This window comes from Emticicia sp. C21, from assembly GCF_003418935.1.
Classification (GTDB): domain Bacteria; phylum Bacteroidota; class Bacteroidia; order Cytophagales; family Spirosomataceae; genus Emticicia.
In genome coordinates this window covers 1-16,774 of sequence record NZ_QVMT01000015.1, presented here as the reverse complement: position 1 = coordinate 16,774, position 16,774 = coordinate 1, and the positions used below count along the sequence as shown (strand labels likewise).

The 16,774-nt window shown below is 36.9% G+C and carries 17 protein-coding genes; 16 read left to right on the top strand and 1 reads right to left on the bottom strand.

Features of this window, described 5'->3' with window-relative positions:
* The first annotated feature begins 1,159 nt into the window (after nt 1-1,159).
* The 13 genes from D0T08_RS24150 to D0T08_RS24095 all read left to right on the top strand — a co-directional run bounded on the left by D0T08_RS24150 (nt 1,160) and on the right by D0T08_RS24095 (nt 14,201).
* Complete coding sequence (locus D0T08_RS24150; protein ID WP_116985323.1) at nt 1,160-3,466, top strand: DUF11 domain-containing protein; 2,307 nt, start codon at nt 1,160-1,162, stop codon at nt 3,464-3,466.
* Between the two features lie 206 nt (nt 3,467-3,672).
* Nucleotides 3,673-5,511 carry a hypothetical protein gene (locus tag D0T08_RS24145; protein ID WP_116985322.1) on the top strand — a complete coding sequence of 613 codons (1,839 nt, stop codon included), beginning with the start codon at nt 3,673-3,675 and terminating at the stop codon, nt 5,509-5,511.
* A gap of 103 nt (nt 5,512-5,614) precedes the next feature.
* Nucleotides 5,615-6,073, top strand: coding sequence for a MarR family winged helix-turn-helix transcriptional regulator (locus D0T08_RS24140; RefSeq protein WP_116985321.1), 459 nt, complete (start codon nt 5,615-5,617; stop codon nt 6,071-6,073).
* A gap of 118 nt (nt 6,074-6,191) precedes the next feature.
* Nucleotides 6,192-6,812, top strand: a complete 621-nt coding sequence (locus D0T08_RS24135) for a YceI family protein (protein ID WP_116985320.1) — start codon at nt 6,192-6,194, stop codon at nt 6,810-6,812.
* A gap of 154 nt (nt 6,813-6,966) precedes the next feature.
* Nucleotides 6,967-7,869 (top strand): SDR family oxidoreductase, encoded by a 903-nt coding sequence (locus D0T08_RS24130; RefSeq protein WP_116985319.1) that lies wholly within the window; start codon nt 6,967-6,969, stop codon nt 7,867-7,869.
* 74 nt (nt 7,870-7,943) lie between these two features.
* On the top strand, nt 7,944-8,381 hold the full coding sequence (locus tag D0T08_RS24125; protein WP_147322843.1) for a hypothetical protein: 438 nt from the start codon (nt 7,944-7,946) through the stop codon (nt 8,379-8,381).
* 157 nt (nt 8,382-8,538) lie between these two features.
* Nucleotides 8,539-8,700 carry a hypothetical protein gene (locus D0T08_RS27670; protein ID WP_158561340.1) on the top strand — a complete coding sequence of 54 codons (162 nt, stop codon included), beginning with the start codon at nt 8,539-8,541 and terminating at the stop codon, nt 8,698-8,700.
* 377 nt (nt 8,701-9,077) lie between these two features.
* On the top strand, nt 9,078-10,268 hold the full coding sequence (locus D0T08_RS24120; protein WP_116985317.1) for a S9 family peptidase: 1,191 nt from the start codon (nt 9,078-9,080) through the stop codon (nt 10,266-10,268).
* 36 nt (nt 10,269-10,304) lie between these two features.
* On the top strand, nt 10,305-10,622 hold the full coding sequence (locus D0T08_RS24115) for a Dabb family protein (RefSeq protein WP_116985316.1): 318 nt from the start codon (nt 10,305-10,307) through the stop codon (nt 10,620-10,622).
* Between the two features lie 62 nt (nt 10,623-10,684).
* Nucleotides 10,685-11,953 (top strand): WD40 repeat domain-containing protein, encoded by a 1,269-nt coding sequence (locus D0T08_RS24110; protein WP_116985315.1) that lies wholly within the window; start codon nt 10,685-10,687, stop codon nt 11,951-11,953.
* A gap of 134 nt (nt 11,954-12,087) precedes the next feature.
* Entirely contained in the window at nt 12,088-13,017 is a 930-nt protein-coding gene (locus tag D0T08_RS24105) for a hydroxypyruvate isomerase family protein (protein WP_116985314.1), read from the top strand.
* A gap of 60 nt (nt 13,018-13,077) precedes the next feature.
* Nucleotides 13,078-13,416 carry a hypothetical protein gene (locus tag D0T08_RS24100; protein ID WP_147322842.1) on the top strand — a complete coding sequence of 113 codons (339 nt, stop codon included), beginning with the start codon at nt 13,078-13,080 and terminating at the stop codon, nt 13,414-13,416.
* 53 nt (nt 13,417-13,469) lie between these two features.
* The gene (locus tag D0T08_RS24095) at nt 13,470-14,201 is read left to right on the top strand and encodes a phytanoyl-CoA dioxygenase family protein (protein ID WP_116985312.1); all 732 of its coding nucleotides are present in this window, start codon (nt 13,470-13,472) and stop codon (nt 14,199-14,201) included.
* 4 nt (nt 14,202-14,205) lie between these two features.
* On the opposite strand, the gene D0T08_RS24090 is transcribed toward D0T08_RS24095, so the two are convergent.
* Entirely contained in the window at nt 14,206-14,994 is a 789-nt protein-coding gene (locus tag D0T08_RS24090; RefSeq protein ID WP_116985311.1) for an HAD family hydrolase, read from the bottom strand.
* A 295-nt stretch (nt 14,995-15,289) separates the two neighbouring features.
* Between D0T08_RS24090 and D0T08_RS24085 the strand changes: the two genes are divergently transcribed.
* The 3 genes from D0T08_RS24085 to D0T08_RS24075 are packed head-to-tail and all read left to right on the top strand — an operon-like array spanning nt 15,290 to nt 16,635.
* Complete coding sequence (locus D0T08_RS24085) at nt 15,290-15,715, top strand: DUF1801 domain-containing protein (RefSeq protein ID WP_116985310.1); 426 nt, start codon at nt 15,290-15,292, stop codon at nt 15,713-15,715.
* Nucleotides 15,716-15,718: 3 nt separating this feature from the next.
* Nucleotides 15,719-16,180 (top strand): GNAT family N-acetyltransferase, encoded by a 462-nt coding sequence (locus D0T08_RS24080; RefSeq protein ID WP_116985309.1) that lies wholly within the window; start codon nt 15,719-15,721, stop codon nt 16,178-16,180.
* Between the two features lie 2 nt (nt 16,181-16,182).
* Nucleotides 16,183-16,635: a GNAT family N-acetyltransferase gene (locus D0T08_RS24075; protein ID WP_116985308.1), complete on the top strand. Its 453-nt coding sequence runs from the start codon at nt 16,183-16,185 to the stop codon at nt 16,633-16,635.
* The last annotated feature ends 139 nt before the right edge of the window (nt 16,636-16,774 follow it).

Genomic DNA, 16,774 nt, shown 5'->3' with positions numbered 1-16,774 from the left:
ATAATCAAAAAATTACTACGTATCCGTTAGATAATTTTATTAAAAAACTATTCAACAAATTCTTTACTAAACGGCACTATTTATTAGAATAATTCTATAATAGAGCAATATAATACATTCAATAAAAAATTGGCACAATTATTTCTTGCTAATAATTAACATTAAAAAAATTCTCTTGGGTCTACTAAATTTAAAATAAGAGAATAAATAGTAAGAACATTTTTTTGCTAAACATTAAAAATAACCTTTGTTGTAATCAATTATACCTGATTTACTTTAAGATGTGCTCAATAAGTCACATATCATTTTCCAGATTCTTAATCACAATTAAGGCATATAATTATTATATTCTTAGCCTAGGCTAAGAGATGGAACATGTTACTCTCTTCTTGAATAATCCAACAAGCAAATCAGCTTGATGAACCCAAAATAACTTTTGCGGAACGGATGTACATAGTAAACAATATATCTCCTCCTATATTTCTTAACCAGATTAAGAATCAGAAGTTATCTGTGCGATAAGTCACAAAGAAATTGCTATGTCGTTATTTTATTATTTTATAAGACTTTTGCTCAATTATAATATAAACTTTTGCTAAAAAATGCCAGTACAAACAATTATACCTCCATCTTAATTATTGATTAAAAAATAACAAGAAGTCTAGTAGCTGGGACTTTGTGAGATACGTATTGTTTATACTTTGCATGAAAATTTAAAACTTTTGCTAATAAAAACAAAAACTTTTGCTGTCGGATGCAAGAATGGATTGTCATATCTCCCCTAATATTTCTTACTTCATTAAGAACAGAGAATCCTTTGCACAAAGGTCTCAATGGGAATTGCTATACCTCTATTTGTTACATCTGATATTAAAAACTTTTGCTGAATAATTATTAATTGCTGTAAGGTGCCAGATATGACCGACACTTTTCCTATTAGCTTAGGCAGATTAAATTATTAATAAGAGGTCTTCTCTGAAAGGCTTCATAGGAATTGTTATGTCATTATTCTGCACCATTGTTTAACGACTTTTGCTCGATTTTCTAAAGTAATTTTTGCTGTAAGATGTATAGGATGGCCATCTTAAAGTCTAGGCGGCTTTGAGATTATTCTGGCGTTTTAATCTTTTGCTAAACATTTAATTTAAAACTTTTGCACATGGTAACGATGAAAACTACATGCAGGCTACTTTTGCTTTTACTTTTAGCTTCCTACTCGGGGATAGCTCTCAGCCAACAAACTATCGAAAACAACCGGATTTGCCTTGACCCAATCGTAGGAACCGGGGCTTATGTTGGTACGCCACTAGGTGGAGGTGTATGTGCTCTTTGTAGCATAACGAATCCGGGAAATGTTGTAGACGGTAATTTGAATAATTATGCTACAGTTACACTAGGCGCTCAACTGCTTAGTAATTACAATCTCATGATTGTAAAAGATTCGCTGCAATACTATCCGGCTGGTAATGAGGCCGGCTTCATAATAGCTCCGGACGCAGGCTTATTGAATACGGCTGTTTTAGGAAATTTAAGTATTCAGACCTATCGTAACGGCGTACTACAACAAACGGCCACTATAGGTGGAACTCCAGCACTGAATCTGGCAGTTTTACAAAGTACAGCTACAGGTAAACAGATTCTTAGCTTTACAACAAGCGCCGATTTTGATGAAGTAAGATTAGTCGCTAATGGAACAGTAACAGCTCTGACAACACTCCGTGTTTATGAAGCATTTGAAGGGCCAGCCACTTGTGCGCATGATTGCGTAAATGCTCTTGTTGGTACTAGAGCCTCTGGCGCTCCTACAACTGGTACATCAGGTATTTGTATAGGTGCTTCAACTACTAACCCCGGCTTTACTACAGATACAGATACGACCAACTTTGCTAATATTAATATTCCTGTAGGGTTAGGTTGTAGTCGCTACATTCAGGTAAATGCAGCTTCTACTTATGCAGCAGGAACTTTTACTGGTTTTGTGATACAAAACAATGCAACTATCTTAAGTGCTACTCTATTAGGAGGAATTACCATAAGTACGTTCGAGAATGGTTCTGCACGGGAAACTATTTCTGGAGCTTCTCTTCTATCAGCAGTTGCGCTATCAGGCGCTGCACCTATTTATCAAATAGGTTTTAGAACAACTATGCCATTTAATCAGGTGAGAATAACTGTTAGTGGTGTTTCTGTACTGGCTGATGTGAATGTCTTCTATGCATATGTAAAACTTGATTCAGACAACGATGGTACACCTAATTGTATGGATAAATGTTCTACCGGAGACGACTCATTAGATACAGATGGAGACGGAGTACCTGATGGTTGTGACACCAATGTTATCGATTTATCTCTCTCTAAAACTGTTAATAATTCAACACCAGTAAAAGGCGGCACAGTAGTTTTCACTATTACTGCTACTCGTGACAATACGACTCAAAACGCTACTGGAGTTAAGGTGACTGATCTTTTGCCCACAGGATTAACTTATGTATCGCATACTGCAGGAACAGGAACGTTTTATAATCAAGGAACTGGAATCTGGACTATTGGTAGTGCTTTAGGTGGTTTAACCAACAGTATTGCGCTTACTATTTCAGCAACTGCTGATTCTTCCGGAGTAGTGACTAATGTGGCACAGATTACAGCATCAAACGAAACTGATACCGACAATGCTTCAACACAAGATCACATTGCCAGTGCCTGTGTTACGGTGCCAATAGATATATGTCAGGGCAGAACAATTACACTTATTGCACCAACAGCAGGAGCTCATCAATGGTATAGAAACGATACGCTTATCGTTGGCGCTACCAACGACACGTTGATAGTATCAACAAGTGGTGATTATACAGTTGATTTTACGTCGACAAGTGGTTGTCTCTCAGGAAACTGTTGCCCGGTTATTATCGATGTAAATGCCTTACCAAGTATTAATGCTGGTTCAAATTTAGCGGCTTGTGCAGGAGTAACCAGCCCACTTACAGCTACGGGTACAGGTACTTTACTCTGGAATACCGGGGCAACCACTTCGACCATAAGCGTTTCTCCTACTATAACTACCAACTATACCGTCACGATTACAGATGCCCTGGGGTGCTCCAACTCCGATACTGTTACAGTAACAGTCAATCCATCACCATTATCGGCGAATGCGGTGGCTATTTGTAACAATGCAGGTACGACAGGAGATTCAGCGGATGATACTTTCACTATCACTTTAAATCCTTCGGGAGGAAGCGGTGGTAACTATACAGTAACCTTAAACGGTTCTGCAGTACCAGGGACATTCACGTACGGTAGCGCTAGTGTGCCGATTCCGGCTGGATTAATAACGAGTGGTAATAAAACTTTAGTAATAACCGATAGCAATACATGTGCATTGAATACGGTAGTCAGCCCTCCAGCAGCCTGTTCAAGTTGTGGTCCTAAGATCTGCGTACCGATTACCATTGTAAGGTCAGAGTAACTCAAAAAGTAAAACTTCAGTACAAACAAACCAATAGCGGGTACCGGGTAACACCAGTACCCGCTATTTTTATAGTTAATTATAAACAATCTGCCTTATATTATGCTTATAGCTATACTGAATCCAACTATTTCGCAATTGTTAACATCCTTGTTAATAGAAGACAAAAATATTGCGATTTTGTAAAAAAATCGTATCTTTTCAGCATGAACAAGTGGGCTTTTATATTCTTACTGCTATCGCATTTTACTTACGGACAAACCCCTGACTATGAAAAATTTGACAGCGACAAGTCTGCTAAAGACAGCGTCATGTATACCAAATTGAAAAGCAGAATGGGTAAAACCAAAATTGGCAGACAGATATATGGCTTTTTGTTCAGAGATGTATACAACACTAACGTACTTAAAAACGAAATTGACAAATTAGAGACCAATCCATTCGCACAGTACGAGGGTAAAACTATAGGCAGTATTATCATCAGGCAATTGGATATCTTTGGCCCCTCGGTAAATGATACTACGAGAAGAGGTAACCGTTTTGAACGCTTCGCGAGTAAGAATTTCCATACCAATACCCGCGAAAAGGTTATCCGTAGATCATTTCTACTCTTCAAAGAATGGGATAAGCTTAATCCACAAACTTTAAAAGATACAGAGCGGCTTCTCAGAGCTAATCCCGTTATTCACGATGCTCGTATTTTAGTAAACGAGAGAAAAGGAAGCAACTGGATGGTAGATATTACTATATTAATACAGGATGTATGGTCAATCAATTTTGATTTAGGCGCCAGTAGCCTAAAAGATTTTAAAATTGGGATTGAAGATCGTAATTTTCAAGGGAATGGCCATTCCTTTTTAAATAAAGTAACCTGGAAAAAAGATGATCCCTATCAGGAATTTGGCGCAAGAAGCATCTACACAATTCCTTACATTGGTAAAAGCTTTGTGACAGGACAAATTAGTGCCATCCGGGAAAGAGATTTAACCCAGTTTTCTGTAAGAGCTTTTAGACCATTCCTGACGGTTGATACGAAAGATGCTGGGGCGATTGAGTTAGGCTACTATAAAATCAGGGAATACAAAAAATTAAACCTTTTCGAAAAAGAACTAGTCTACCAGACAGGCTATTATTATTCTGACATATGGTATGGGCATGCATTTAAACTACAAGGTTCCAGAGCAAGTCAGAGACTTGTGCTGGCTGCGCGCCGAACCAGTTATGAATTCCGAACCAGACCCGAGGTAAGAGCCGATACTAATAAGATATATTGGGACAGAACTACTATTTTAGGAAGTATCGGATACTCAACCCGTTATTATAAAAGAGACATTTTGATTTATGGATTTGGACGAACGGAGGATGTTCCGACTGGTAGTTTAGTCGCTTTGACCTTTGGGCGGGAACAAACAGAATTTGGTGCTAGAAATTATGCAGGACTCCAATATGCCAACGGCACCTATCTGGCACGCGAAAAAGGTTACTTATATTTTCTGGCTAATATTGGCACTTATTTAAAAGGCAAAGAAGCGCAACAAGGTACAGTAGGCCTTCAAAGTTTCTATTTCAGCCCTTTAATGAAATTAGGTAATGCACAGACCAGAAACTTTATCAATTTCGGTTTTACCTATGGTATTAATAGAGACCCTGTCGATTATCTGAATATCAGTGGGCAAGATGGTATAGTCGGTGTTAATAGCAGCTCTTTAATTGGTGATAAGCGTTTGACCCTAGGCTTTGAATCCGTTTTGTTTTCAAAGAAAAGCCTGATAGGTTTCAGGGTTGCTTACTTTACTTTTGCCAATTTTGGTTTGGTGAGTTTACGCAGTGTTCCTCTCTTTCATAGCACCCTTTATCAGGGCTATGGCATAGGTTTGAGAATCAGAAACGAAAATCTTACCTTTAAGACATTCCAGATTCGTATTGGATATTATCCAAATCTTCCCAATACCAGTTCTAATTTTCGCTTTGGTTTCGATAGCATTCAGCCACTTCGCTTGCGTGATTTTGATATTTCTGCCCCAAGTATTATTCCGCTAAGATAATTTTTTTTCAAGTCCAGGAACTATCTTTCATCGACACTTGTATTATATGTACTAACATATATTGTTAGTGTATTATATAAACTCATTAGTTATTTACGAAAATATGTCAATTGAAAAGGACATAAAACAACAAAAACCTTTTAAGAGTCCATATCAGAAATTGGTAGTAAATATTCTTTTTACCAATAACTGGATGAACAGCGACCATATGAATATTCTGAAACCGTTTGATCTGACGGCTCAGCAATACAATGTGTTACGCATTCTAAGAGGGCAATATCCAAATCCGATTACTGTGAATGGAATCATTGAACGGATGTTGGATAAAATGTCAAACGCTTCTCGCCTTGTCGACAAATTATTGGCAAAAGATTTGGCTTCAAGATGCGACAACAAAGATGACAGACGGGCATGCGATGTAAGAATTACTCAACTGGGTCTGGATGTTCTGAAAGAAATTGATGTATTACAGGAAAGCTGGGAAACGTCTTTTTCGAACCTAACACCAGATGAAGCTGAAACCTTAAGTGGTTTATTAGACAAGCTCAGAGGTAGTAATTAATTCGGTTCTTTTCGAAGATTAAGTACTTATAGTTTAATAACCTACTTAATCTATTGATTATAAAGATTTTATTTTTCACTTTATTTTTTTAATTGCTTAAACCAAAGTATCAAAACCAATGAAAATTTTTAAAAGTTTATTCACAGTAGCAATCGCAGGGTTCGTAAGTATTTCAGCAATGGCTGATAAAGGCAAAAAAGCACCACAAACCTTGAAAGTAGACACGCAAGCCAGCACTTTTAACTGGTTAGGTAAGAAAATCACAGGAGAACACAATGGTACAATCAACATTCAAAATGGTAACCTTATTGTAGATGGCGACAAATTAACTGGTGGTGATTTCACGATTGACATCAATAGTATCAAAGTTCTTGATGTAAAAGATGCAGACTACAATGCGAAATTGGTAGGTCACTTAAAAGCTCCTGATTTCTTTGATGCAGCTAAATATCCAACAGCTACATTTAAAATTACAAAAGCTTTACCTAAAGGTGGTGCAAACTATGACATTGCAGGTAACCTGACTATCAATGGTGTTACACAGCCAATCTCTTTCCCTGCAACTGTAAGCATCGACAAAAAAGGCGGTGCAAGCGCATCTGCTAAATTTGAAGTAGACCGTACTAAATTCGGTAGCAAATACGCTTCAAAATCATTCTTTGATGCCATTGGTGACAAAGCGATTTATGACAACTTTACAGTAGAAGTTAAATTAGTAGCTGCTAAAATTGGTGCATAATTGATTGTAAACCATCAATATAGAGTTTTTCTAAAAAGCCATAGATGAGTATTTCATCTGTGGCTTTTTTATTCTAGTTTTACGGTAATTATTTCAAGCAAAATCTTTCCTGAATTAATACAAATTATCTCAACACTCAAAACCGAATTTGATAATGGCATATAATGAACCGATGCTAAGAGACGGCGCTTTAGAAGGAAAAACCTTTGTAGTAACAGGCGGTGGTACCGGACTAGGCAAATCAATGACTAAATATTTTCTTCAGTTGGGTGCAAATGTAGTTATTACCAGCCGAAAACTTCAGGTCCTGGAAGAAACTGCCCATGAACTGACACAAGAAACAGGTGGTAAAATATTACCAATTGCCTGCGATGTGAGAGATTATGGTGCCATAGAAGCCATGAAAGACAAAACCATTGCTGAATTTGGTAAAGTTGATGGTTTATTAAATAATGCTGCAGGCAACTTCATCTCCCCCACCGAACGTCTCTCTCATCGAGCTATTGACACAGTTGTTGATATAGTTTTAAAAGGTAGTTATTATTGTACACTAGCCTTTGGAAAACATTGGATTGAGCAAAAACAAAAGGCGACTGTATTAAGTATTGTTACAACATATGCATGGACAGGCTCTGCATTTGTAGTACCATCCGCTATGGCGAAATCTGGGGTACTGGCTATGACGCGTAGTCTGGCAGTAGAATGGGCTAAATATGGAATCCGATTCAATGCAATTGCGCCAGGGCCTTTCCCTACCAAAGGAGCCTGGGATAGATTGTTTCCGGTTGATGCTTTCCCGGAACATTTACGAGAAAGATTTTCTGATTTTGGCAATGTACCTCTCAAACGTGTGGGTGAGCATCAGGAATTAGCCAATCTGGCGGCATACCTGATGTCAGACTTTTCTTCTTATATTAATGGTGAAGTAGTAACGATAGATGGAGGAGAATGGATAAACGGTGCCGGAGAATTTAATCACCTGAATGCCATTCCTAACGAAATGTGGGATGTAATTCAGGCGGTAATTAAGAGCAATACTAAAGCTAAGAAAGAATAAAATATAAGATTTATATTTGGTGGAGATGCAATTCACAGCGTCTCTGCCAAAAATAATATTAAAACCCGCATTTCTTGAAAAACTCTTTTATCTTCTGGCAAAGATGGCTTTTTTACAGTAGCCTCCTACTAGCTATTCTGGCAATGCTCTTTGCTTTTAATGTCAATTTACCATTATTCCCTCATTATGACCAAGCCATTTCCAGGATTTTCTGGCATTTAAATGAGATTCCTACAGATGTAAAAGAGTTCAGGCAGTTTGTAGCCGGGCCTTTGGGTGGCACTATTGCCTGTTGCTATGTATTGTTAGCCTATATAGTCTGGTATCCTTTTCAAAAAAAAGAAACATGGGCAAGAAATGCTATCGTTGTTGCATTCACAATCTGGTGCCTGATTGATTCTTATATCTGTTTCAAATTTCAAGTTTACTTCCAGATCTATTTGATTAACGCACTATCTGTTCTGCAAAAAGCCTTGCCAATTATTTTTACCTGGAATGCCTTTAAAAACTGATTTGTCGAAAAAAATCTACCTATACGTGAGGAGATTTTGCCACAAATTAGGTTAAAACGAGCTTCAAGAAGCACTTTTGTAAGCTAGGAATGGATTTTTTATCTTATTGGGCAGTAGGGTTAATTACTCTTTTTAATTAAATAAACTAATTACAACTATGGGCATAATACCAAGTCCGCGCAGCGACAATAAGCATATTACTCACTTGGAAAGCCATCGTAAAGCTCCAAGAGATACATCAGCTCCTAATAGAGATGAAGCGCCAGATTCGAGAGATATAAAAGACGAGGTTGAAAAACCAAAGTCTAAAAATAAATAGTAAAGCAAGACATTAAAGATTCTTCTATAATGTGATGGAACACCACCTCTTCTAATTTGTGTGTTTCATCACATTTTTTATTTATGCTACAAAACCAATAATTCTACTAGCCCTTCAAAAGATTATTAAGCTTTTATCGTTATAAAAAAGGTCATTTCTTATCACAAACTTATATTCATTCTTTTGTGTAAGACCAGATTATAATGTATCCTAATTTATTAAAAGGCCATATCATTTTTTCCTTGAAAGTTTAATAAATGACAGTAATGCTCTTTGTTTTATTTTAACCAAAGCATCCTTATCCTTCCAAAAAAGAACTCATGCGAAGGTGCTAATCCAATAAATTTAATAACTTTGTCATTCAATCACCGAACACTATGAAAATTAAATATTTCAAGTATTTTATTGTTTTAATCAACCTATCTGTTTTTGTATGGTCGTGTGATAATTCCACTACCGAACCCAATCCACAACCTGTCGTATTAGTTAAGGCAACCTTAGTGCATGAATATACTAAAGAACAACTCTTAACAGCACTAGGCTCACAAGCTTCTGACTATGCTTTATTCATTCGAGGTGGCGTAAAACAATATAAGATTGTATATAAAACCAAAAATACCGATGGTACCGAGATTCAGGCTTCCGGTGCATTGGTGATCCCTAATATACCTAATCAAACTGACCCTCTGCCTTTAGCCAGCTATCAACATGGCACTATCTTTTCGGATACTGAAGCCCCGTCTTATTTTAATGCTGAGGGTGAGGGTACATTAGCTTCAGTTTTAGCAACTCTAGGCTATATCGTATCCGCTCCAGATTATATTGGCTATGGTTCTACTAACAATCTACCTCACACCTATGAGCACCGGGAAGGATTGGCCAATGCCAGCCTTGATATGTTAAGAGCTGCCAAAGAGTTTATTCAGCAAGAGAAAATCAACTGGAATAATAAAGTGTTTCTTGGTGGATACTCCGAAGGAGGCTATGCGACGCTTGCTTTACAAAAGAAAATAGAAGAAGAGGCTTCTGGTGAATTTAACCTGAGAGCATCAAGCTGTGGTGCGGGAGCATACAATAAAACCTTAAGTTTTAAGACTATTGGGAGTATAGGTTCTTCTGGAAATGCCACTCATAATGCTTCGTATATATGGGTAATTCTCACATACGATAGAATCTATAAATTGAATCGTGATTTGACCAGTTATTTTAAAGAACCTTACGCAAGTCAGATACAGAAAGACAAACAAAACGTAAGAATTTCCGGTAGCTTCAATACTATTATTTCAGATGCTCTTAAACAAAGCATAGTTAATGATTCTGACACAGCCTTAGCAAATGCGGTAAAAGACAATGATATTTTCGATTGGAAGCCTAAAACACCAACCCTACTGACACATGGTACAGCTGATACCTATGTACCGTCTTTCAATACTCAAACAGCTTACGATGCTATGGTAAAGAGAGGAGCTACTAATGTTAAATTAAACCTGATAACTAATGGAGATCATGGTTCTTCAATAGATGATTACCTGTTAAGTACCCTCACTTTTTTTGCTACTAATCAATAATTCATATTTTAAACTTCAATTAAACCGTTCCTTGACATGGCTAATTTAAAGAAAGGATTCGTTCATACTGTATTTTTCTGGTTAAAAGATAAAGACAATCAAGCCGACCATCAGGCTTTGCATGAGGGCCTATTAGAATTGTCTAAAATCGACTTAATCCAGACAGCATACGTAGGTACTCCTGCCAATACTAATCGTGCTGTAATTGATTTTACTTACCAATTTTCAATTACCTGGATCTTTGATACCGCTGAGCAACAAGCCGCTTACCAGACTCACCCTGATCATTTAGCCTTTGTAACCAAATGCTCTCATCTTTGGGAAAAGGTTCAGGTTTATGATGCTGAAAGCTAAGAGGCAGTTTTTATTAAACTGCTTTTTAGAAAATTGCATTACAAACCAAAGTTATACTAAACATGAAAAAAATCTTCGTCCCACTATTTTTACTCATTAGTATTACTTCTTTTTCGCAAAGTTTATCCTTTGAGGCTAAAGGTATCATTGCTATCTCTGATGCAGACATGGCCGCATCTGCCTTTGATGACGGGAAATTGTATAAAGAAAAAGGATCGAAAGACGCTTTCTCTACTATCAAATTGCCTCTAGAGAAGACGTATGATGAAGTAAAAAGTGTGATCGTGTCTAATTCGGCAGCCAATCATACTAAGGCTATGGTTGTTTCAAATACACATCATTTGGCTTATGTCGTTGATACCAGAGGTATGGTAGCTGATAATGTTTCTGAATTGAATAATCTTAGTTCGGAACTACCTGCCGGAGGATTCATCACAGTGGTTGATATAGTTGATATAGCGCACCCAAAAGTACTTTATAAATTCCCTACAGGTAAGAACCCGATTGGTATAGATATAAGTCCGAAAGGCGAATACTTAGTATTATGTACAGAAGAAGAAGGCAAAGAATTACAAGTGTTAGAATTAGACCCTGCGGGTAAACCTATCCGCATTATTCATAGACCACAAAATTTACCTGCCGGAAAAATATCTGATGTAAGCTGGCATCCTAACGATAATTATATTGCTTTCACCTTTGAAGAAACCAAAGAAATTGGCTTACTGAAAACTACTCGTGATGGGCCGACCAATAAAATTATCCGGCTGGAATTGCAGGGCAAACCAGTAAAAATAGGCACATCGCCTGGTGCAGGGCAATTTACACCTGATGGTAAGTTTTATGTAGTAACTGATTTGAAAAGTAATGAAGTGGGAGCCGACGGCGAAATCTTTGTTATCAAGTTCAACTTAGATGGTTCTTCTGAACATTTCCCTCTTAGCAAAATTAAAGTTGGTCAGAATCCTGAAGGTTTTGCTATTAGCCCTGATGGTAGTCTGATTGCGGTTGCCAATATCAAAAAGACTTATCTTTCATGGGATAGTGCTGATTTAAACCGTAAAGCCTCTTTGAATTTGCTTAAATTGACCCCTGATGGTAGTCTGGTTAGTCAAGGTGAGTATGAATTTGAAGGCATTCTTCCCAAGAGTCTTGCATTCGACCAAAGTGGTAAGAATCTGGCTGTAACTGTTTATGATTATTTTAATTATGGTAAGCACTTCGGTGGAGTTGAGTTCTGGAAAGTAAATCAGGGTGATAAGCCTAGTTTAGTGAAACAGGATTTCAAGCTATTTCTGCCAAGAGGTTGTCACTCTATCAGAGTTATTAAATAACATTCTTATTGAATTTTCAAACAAAGATTGATTGTAACCCAGTCAATCTTTGCTTTTTTTGTACAATCTGTATATTATCAGAGAATTTATTAATTTTAATCCGTATTTATTTACCCACTATTCACCTCATTACTATGCAACGTCGAAACTTTATTAAAAACTCTTTTTCAATGGCTGGCTTAGCCGGTGTATCTGCCGTTCCTTTTGCCAGCAAACTGAATGCTTTTGCAGGTCAGAACAATTTTAAAATCAAATACGCGCCACACTTTGGTATGTTTAAAAATTCAGCTGGTGATGATTTGATTGACCAGTTGAAATTTATGGCTGATGTAGGTTTCACGGCCTTAGAAGATAATGGCATGATGGGCCGCACTCCTGAAATGCAAACCAAAATTGGCGAAACAATGGCCAAATTAGGTATGGCCATGGGCGTGTTTGTAGTTGACAAAGGCGGGAATGGTGCGAATACTTTAGCTGCCAGTAAAAAAGAACATGTAGATATTTTTCTCAATGGTTGTAAACGGGCAATCGAGGTAGCAAAGCGTTGCAACGCTAAATTTGTAACTGTTGTTCCGGGTGATTTTGATCGTAATCTTCCCATAGGTATCCAAACCGGAAACGTGATTGATGCCCTAAGACGTGGTGCTGAAATATTGGAGCCACATGGTATTGTAATGGTATTGGAGCCTTTAAGTGATACCCCGAATCTGTTTCTAAGAACCTCTGATCAGACTTACGAAATATGTCGTGCAGTAAATAGCCCCTCTTGCAAGATATTATATGATATTTATCACTTACAAAAAAATGAAGGTCATGTGATTCCACATATCGACTGGGCATGGAATGAAATAGGGTACTTTCAGATAGGTGATAATCCTGGTAGAAAAGAACCTACTACCGGTGAGATTAATTACAAAAATATCTTTAAGCACGTTTATAAAAAAGGAATGGCCGATAATAGAACTTTTATCTGGGGTATGGAACATGGCAACGCAAAACCCGGCAAAGAAGGCGAACAGGCTTTGATTAAAGCCTATATTGAATCTGATAGCTTTGAGGTTTAAATAACAATCGTTTTGAACTGTGCCATCGTTGTACAGTTCAAAACAATCACTTATTCAAGTATGACCCTTTCAGATTGCATCTGCCATATGCCACCTTTTTCGTATCTGAATTATGAAACCATTGAATTCGGTATTGATGAAACCAATGGAAGGTTTGCTGAGGTTAGTATACAGACTTGCAAGCATTGTGGTACTAAATGGTTGAATTATTTTGTTGAAATCGAAGGATTTTCAAGTAGTATTAAGTGGTTTAAAGCAAAGGTTGAGGCGTCTTTCTTAGATGAAATAACTCCTGAAAATGCAGTTGCAAATATCGAAAAAGCAGATTGGCATTTTTATGGTGGCTCCTATTATGGAACAGAGGTTTCGATTGGTCGCGGGAAAATACATGTAGATTAGTTTATCACTTGTAAGTATTTTAGTCACACAATCACTCATTCGCTAAAAAAAGCATGAACCAGAACATCAAAAATAAAATCGAAGCCAACGGCTTTGCCATAGTAAATGAGGTTTTTAGTGATACCGAAGTTGATGCTTTATTGCAACTCATTTCAAGTATTGATACCACAAAACTAACTTTCAGAAAGACTAAGGATTTATTTGCTATCAGACAATTTCTAAATGAAGTACCAGAAACTGTTCATATAATTTTTAATCAAAGATTGACAGCACTTATCGACTCAATTTTTGGTAAAGAATATTTCGTAGTCAAATCCATCTATTTCGATAAACCAGAAGATTCTAACTGGTTTGTGGCCTATCATCAGGATTTAACAATCTCAGTTGATAAAAAACTGGATCTAGAAGATTTCGGGCCCTGGACAGTCAAACATCAGCAATTTGCCGTTCAACCACCTTTGTCAATATTGAAAGACAACTTCACAATCAGAATTCATCTGGATGATACGGATGAAGGCAACGGAGCTTTAAAAGTGATTCCACAATCTCATCTAAGAGGAGTTTACCGCCCTGAAACGATTAATTGGAGCGTTGAAACGGAATGTCTTTGTCCGGTAAAGAAAGGAGGAATTATGTTTATGAAACCTTTGCTATTGCATGCATCTAACCGAACGATCAACCAACAAAAGAGGCGTGTGATACATATAGAGTTCAGTAGAAGTCTTTTGCCGGATAATTTACAATGGGCAGAATCATTGCAAGCAGAAACAGTTTCATCAGAATAATTCCCTACACCAATCCCATCTCCTTAATAGTTTCCAAAACACCATTTTCATTATTAGTAAATCTGGTAACATAATTGGCAGCCTCAATAATTTTTGGGTGAGCATTTTTCATCGCATAGCTATACTTACCCGCACTCATCATTTCCATATCGTTTAGGTAATCGCCGAAAACCATGGTTTCTTCAAAAGAAACACTAAACTTTTCCTGCATTTTCTTAATGGCAGTGCCCTTATTGGCGCCCCAATCACTGATGTCTAACCAGAGTTTTCCGGCTACTGCTACTTTATACTCTTTTTCAAACTGCTTGTAATGCAGATAGCTATTCGTTTCAGAATTATTGAAATCACAGATAGTCACTTTCAGCACAGTATCTTCTACTTTAGTTAAATCTGTAACTATTTCCATTCTTTTAAAATATTTGCTCACTTCTTTAATAAAACGTTCATCTGTACTTTCAACATAAGCAGAGTTCTTAGCACTGACCGTTACATAGGCGTCTTCAACCTTACGGCCAATTTCAATAAATCTATCGGTCGACTCTTTATCCAATGAATCTATATGCACTTGTTCATTGCGATAAACGACATAAGAGCCATTGTCAGCTATAAAAATCAGGTTATCCTTTATACGATCGAATCGATCAACCAGGTTATAGTACTGCCGGCCACTGGCAATGGCAAATTTTATCCCTTTTTCTGCTAATTTCGTTTCTATTTCCCAAAACTCTTCATTTAATTGTCCTTGCCCATCCAACAGGGTACCATCCATATCACATACTATCAACTTAATCATACTTTGGTTGTGTTTTTTGAAGGGGCAAAGATAGGGATTTAAGAATTAGTGATTCAGTGAATGAGTGATTTAGTGATTAAATTATTTTTACCTTATAATTTTGTTTCCCTAATTGCTTAACGATAAGTTTATAATCTCGTAATTGTATTGATTAATAATTTGTGCAATTAAGTAAATCACCTGACTCCCAGTCCAAGGTAATTCTCAAATTATAAAAATAATCACTCAATCGCTCATTCACTAAATCACTCAATTCTCTTACCTTTGTTTAAATCTCAAACAACTACAAACTCCTATGGCAAAGACAAAAACGCACGAAACCACAGTAAAAGTCAGCGATTTTCTGGATTTGATAGCCGATGAAAAAAAAAGAAAAGACGGTTATGAACTTCTCGAAATTATGCAAAGTCAAACCGGATTGGAGGCCAAAATGTGGGGACCAAGTATCATTGGTTTCGGGATTTATAATTACAAATATGAGAGTGGACATTCAGGTGATGCTCCTTTGGTAGCCTTTTCTCCGCGTAAAGAGGCACTGGTTCTATATACAGGAATGGACCCGGATAAAAGAGAAAACATGCTGCAAAGATTAGGTAAGCACAAGACTAGTAAAGGATGTATTTATATTAAAAAATTAACCGATGTAGACCTTAATGTAGTAAGAGAAATGATTGATGAATCGGTAAGGACTAGTCGCTTGCTTGATGTTTCTACCAAATAATTTATGGATAATCTGATTATCAAAACTTTAGCGGAGAATGAGCAGATTCCCTATGAACTATTGCTATCAGCAGACCCTTCTCTTGAGGCTATCAATATGTATCTACCGAATTCAACCATTTATCTGGCGCATATACACAATGAAGTTATTGCTGAATATGTACTTTATCCATTGAGCGATGACGATATTGAAATCAAGAATATTGCAGTTCTTGAATCTTATCAAGGGCAGGGCATTGGTAAACTACTCTTAAAAGATGCTACCAGAAGAGCAATCGACAGTGGATATAAATCACTTTTGATTGGTACCTCTAATGCCAGTATCGGGCAATTATACCTCTATCAGCAACAGGGCTTTGAACTTTCAGGTATTAAAATGAATTTCTTTATTGATAATTACACAGAACCTATCTACGAAAACGGGATTCAGTGTAGGCACATGATTATGTTGACCAAAGTACTTTAAGAATGACCACTACCTATTACACTATCAGCCAAGTAAAACAAGAAGAACACGATATACTCTTAGATATATGGGAATCTTCCGTAAGAGCTACCCATCATTTCCTGAAAGAAGAAAACATTTTATTTTTCAAGCAGACCATACACGAGCATAAATATTTTGAAATGGTTGAACTGGCCTGTGTGAGAAATGAAGAGGGACAAATTTTAGGCTTTATAGGTACGAATGAAGATAGTCTTGAAATGCTATTTGTACACGCAGATGCTATCGGCTATGGTGTTGGTAAAGCCTTATTAAATCATGCCATAGAGGAAATAAAAATCAATAAAGTAGATGTAAACGAGCAGAATGAACAAGCTGTTGGTTTTTATCTGCATCATGGTTTTAAGATTGTTAGTCGTTCTGAATTAGATGGGACTGGGAAGCCTTTTCCTATTTTGCATATGGTGTTAGAGTGAGTTGAGTTTTTATTAATGAAGTTGTTTAATGTTTATGCAACTGATACTTTTTTCTGAGGATAATGATTGCAAAGGCAAAATAGTGTAATCCCAACCAATGCTTGGCATTTGTTTCATATCTAATCAGTAAGTTTTTAAA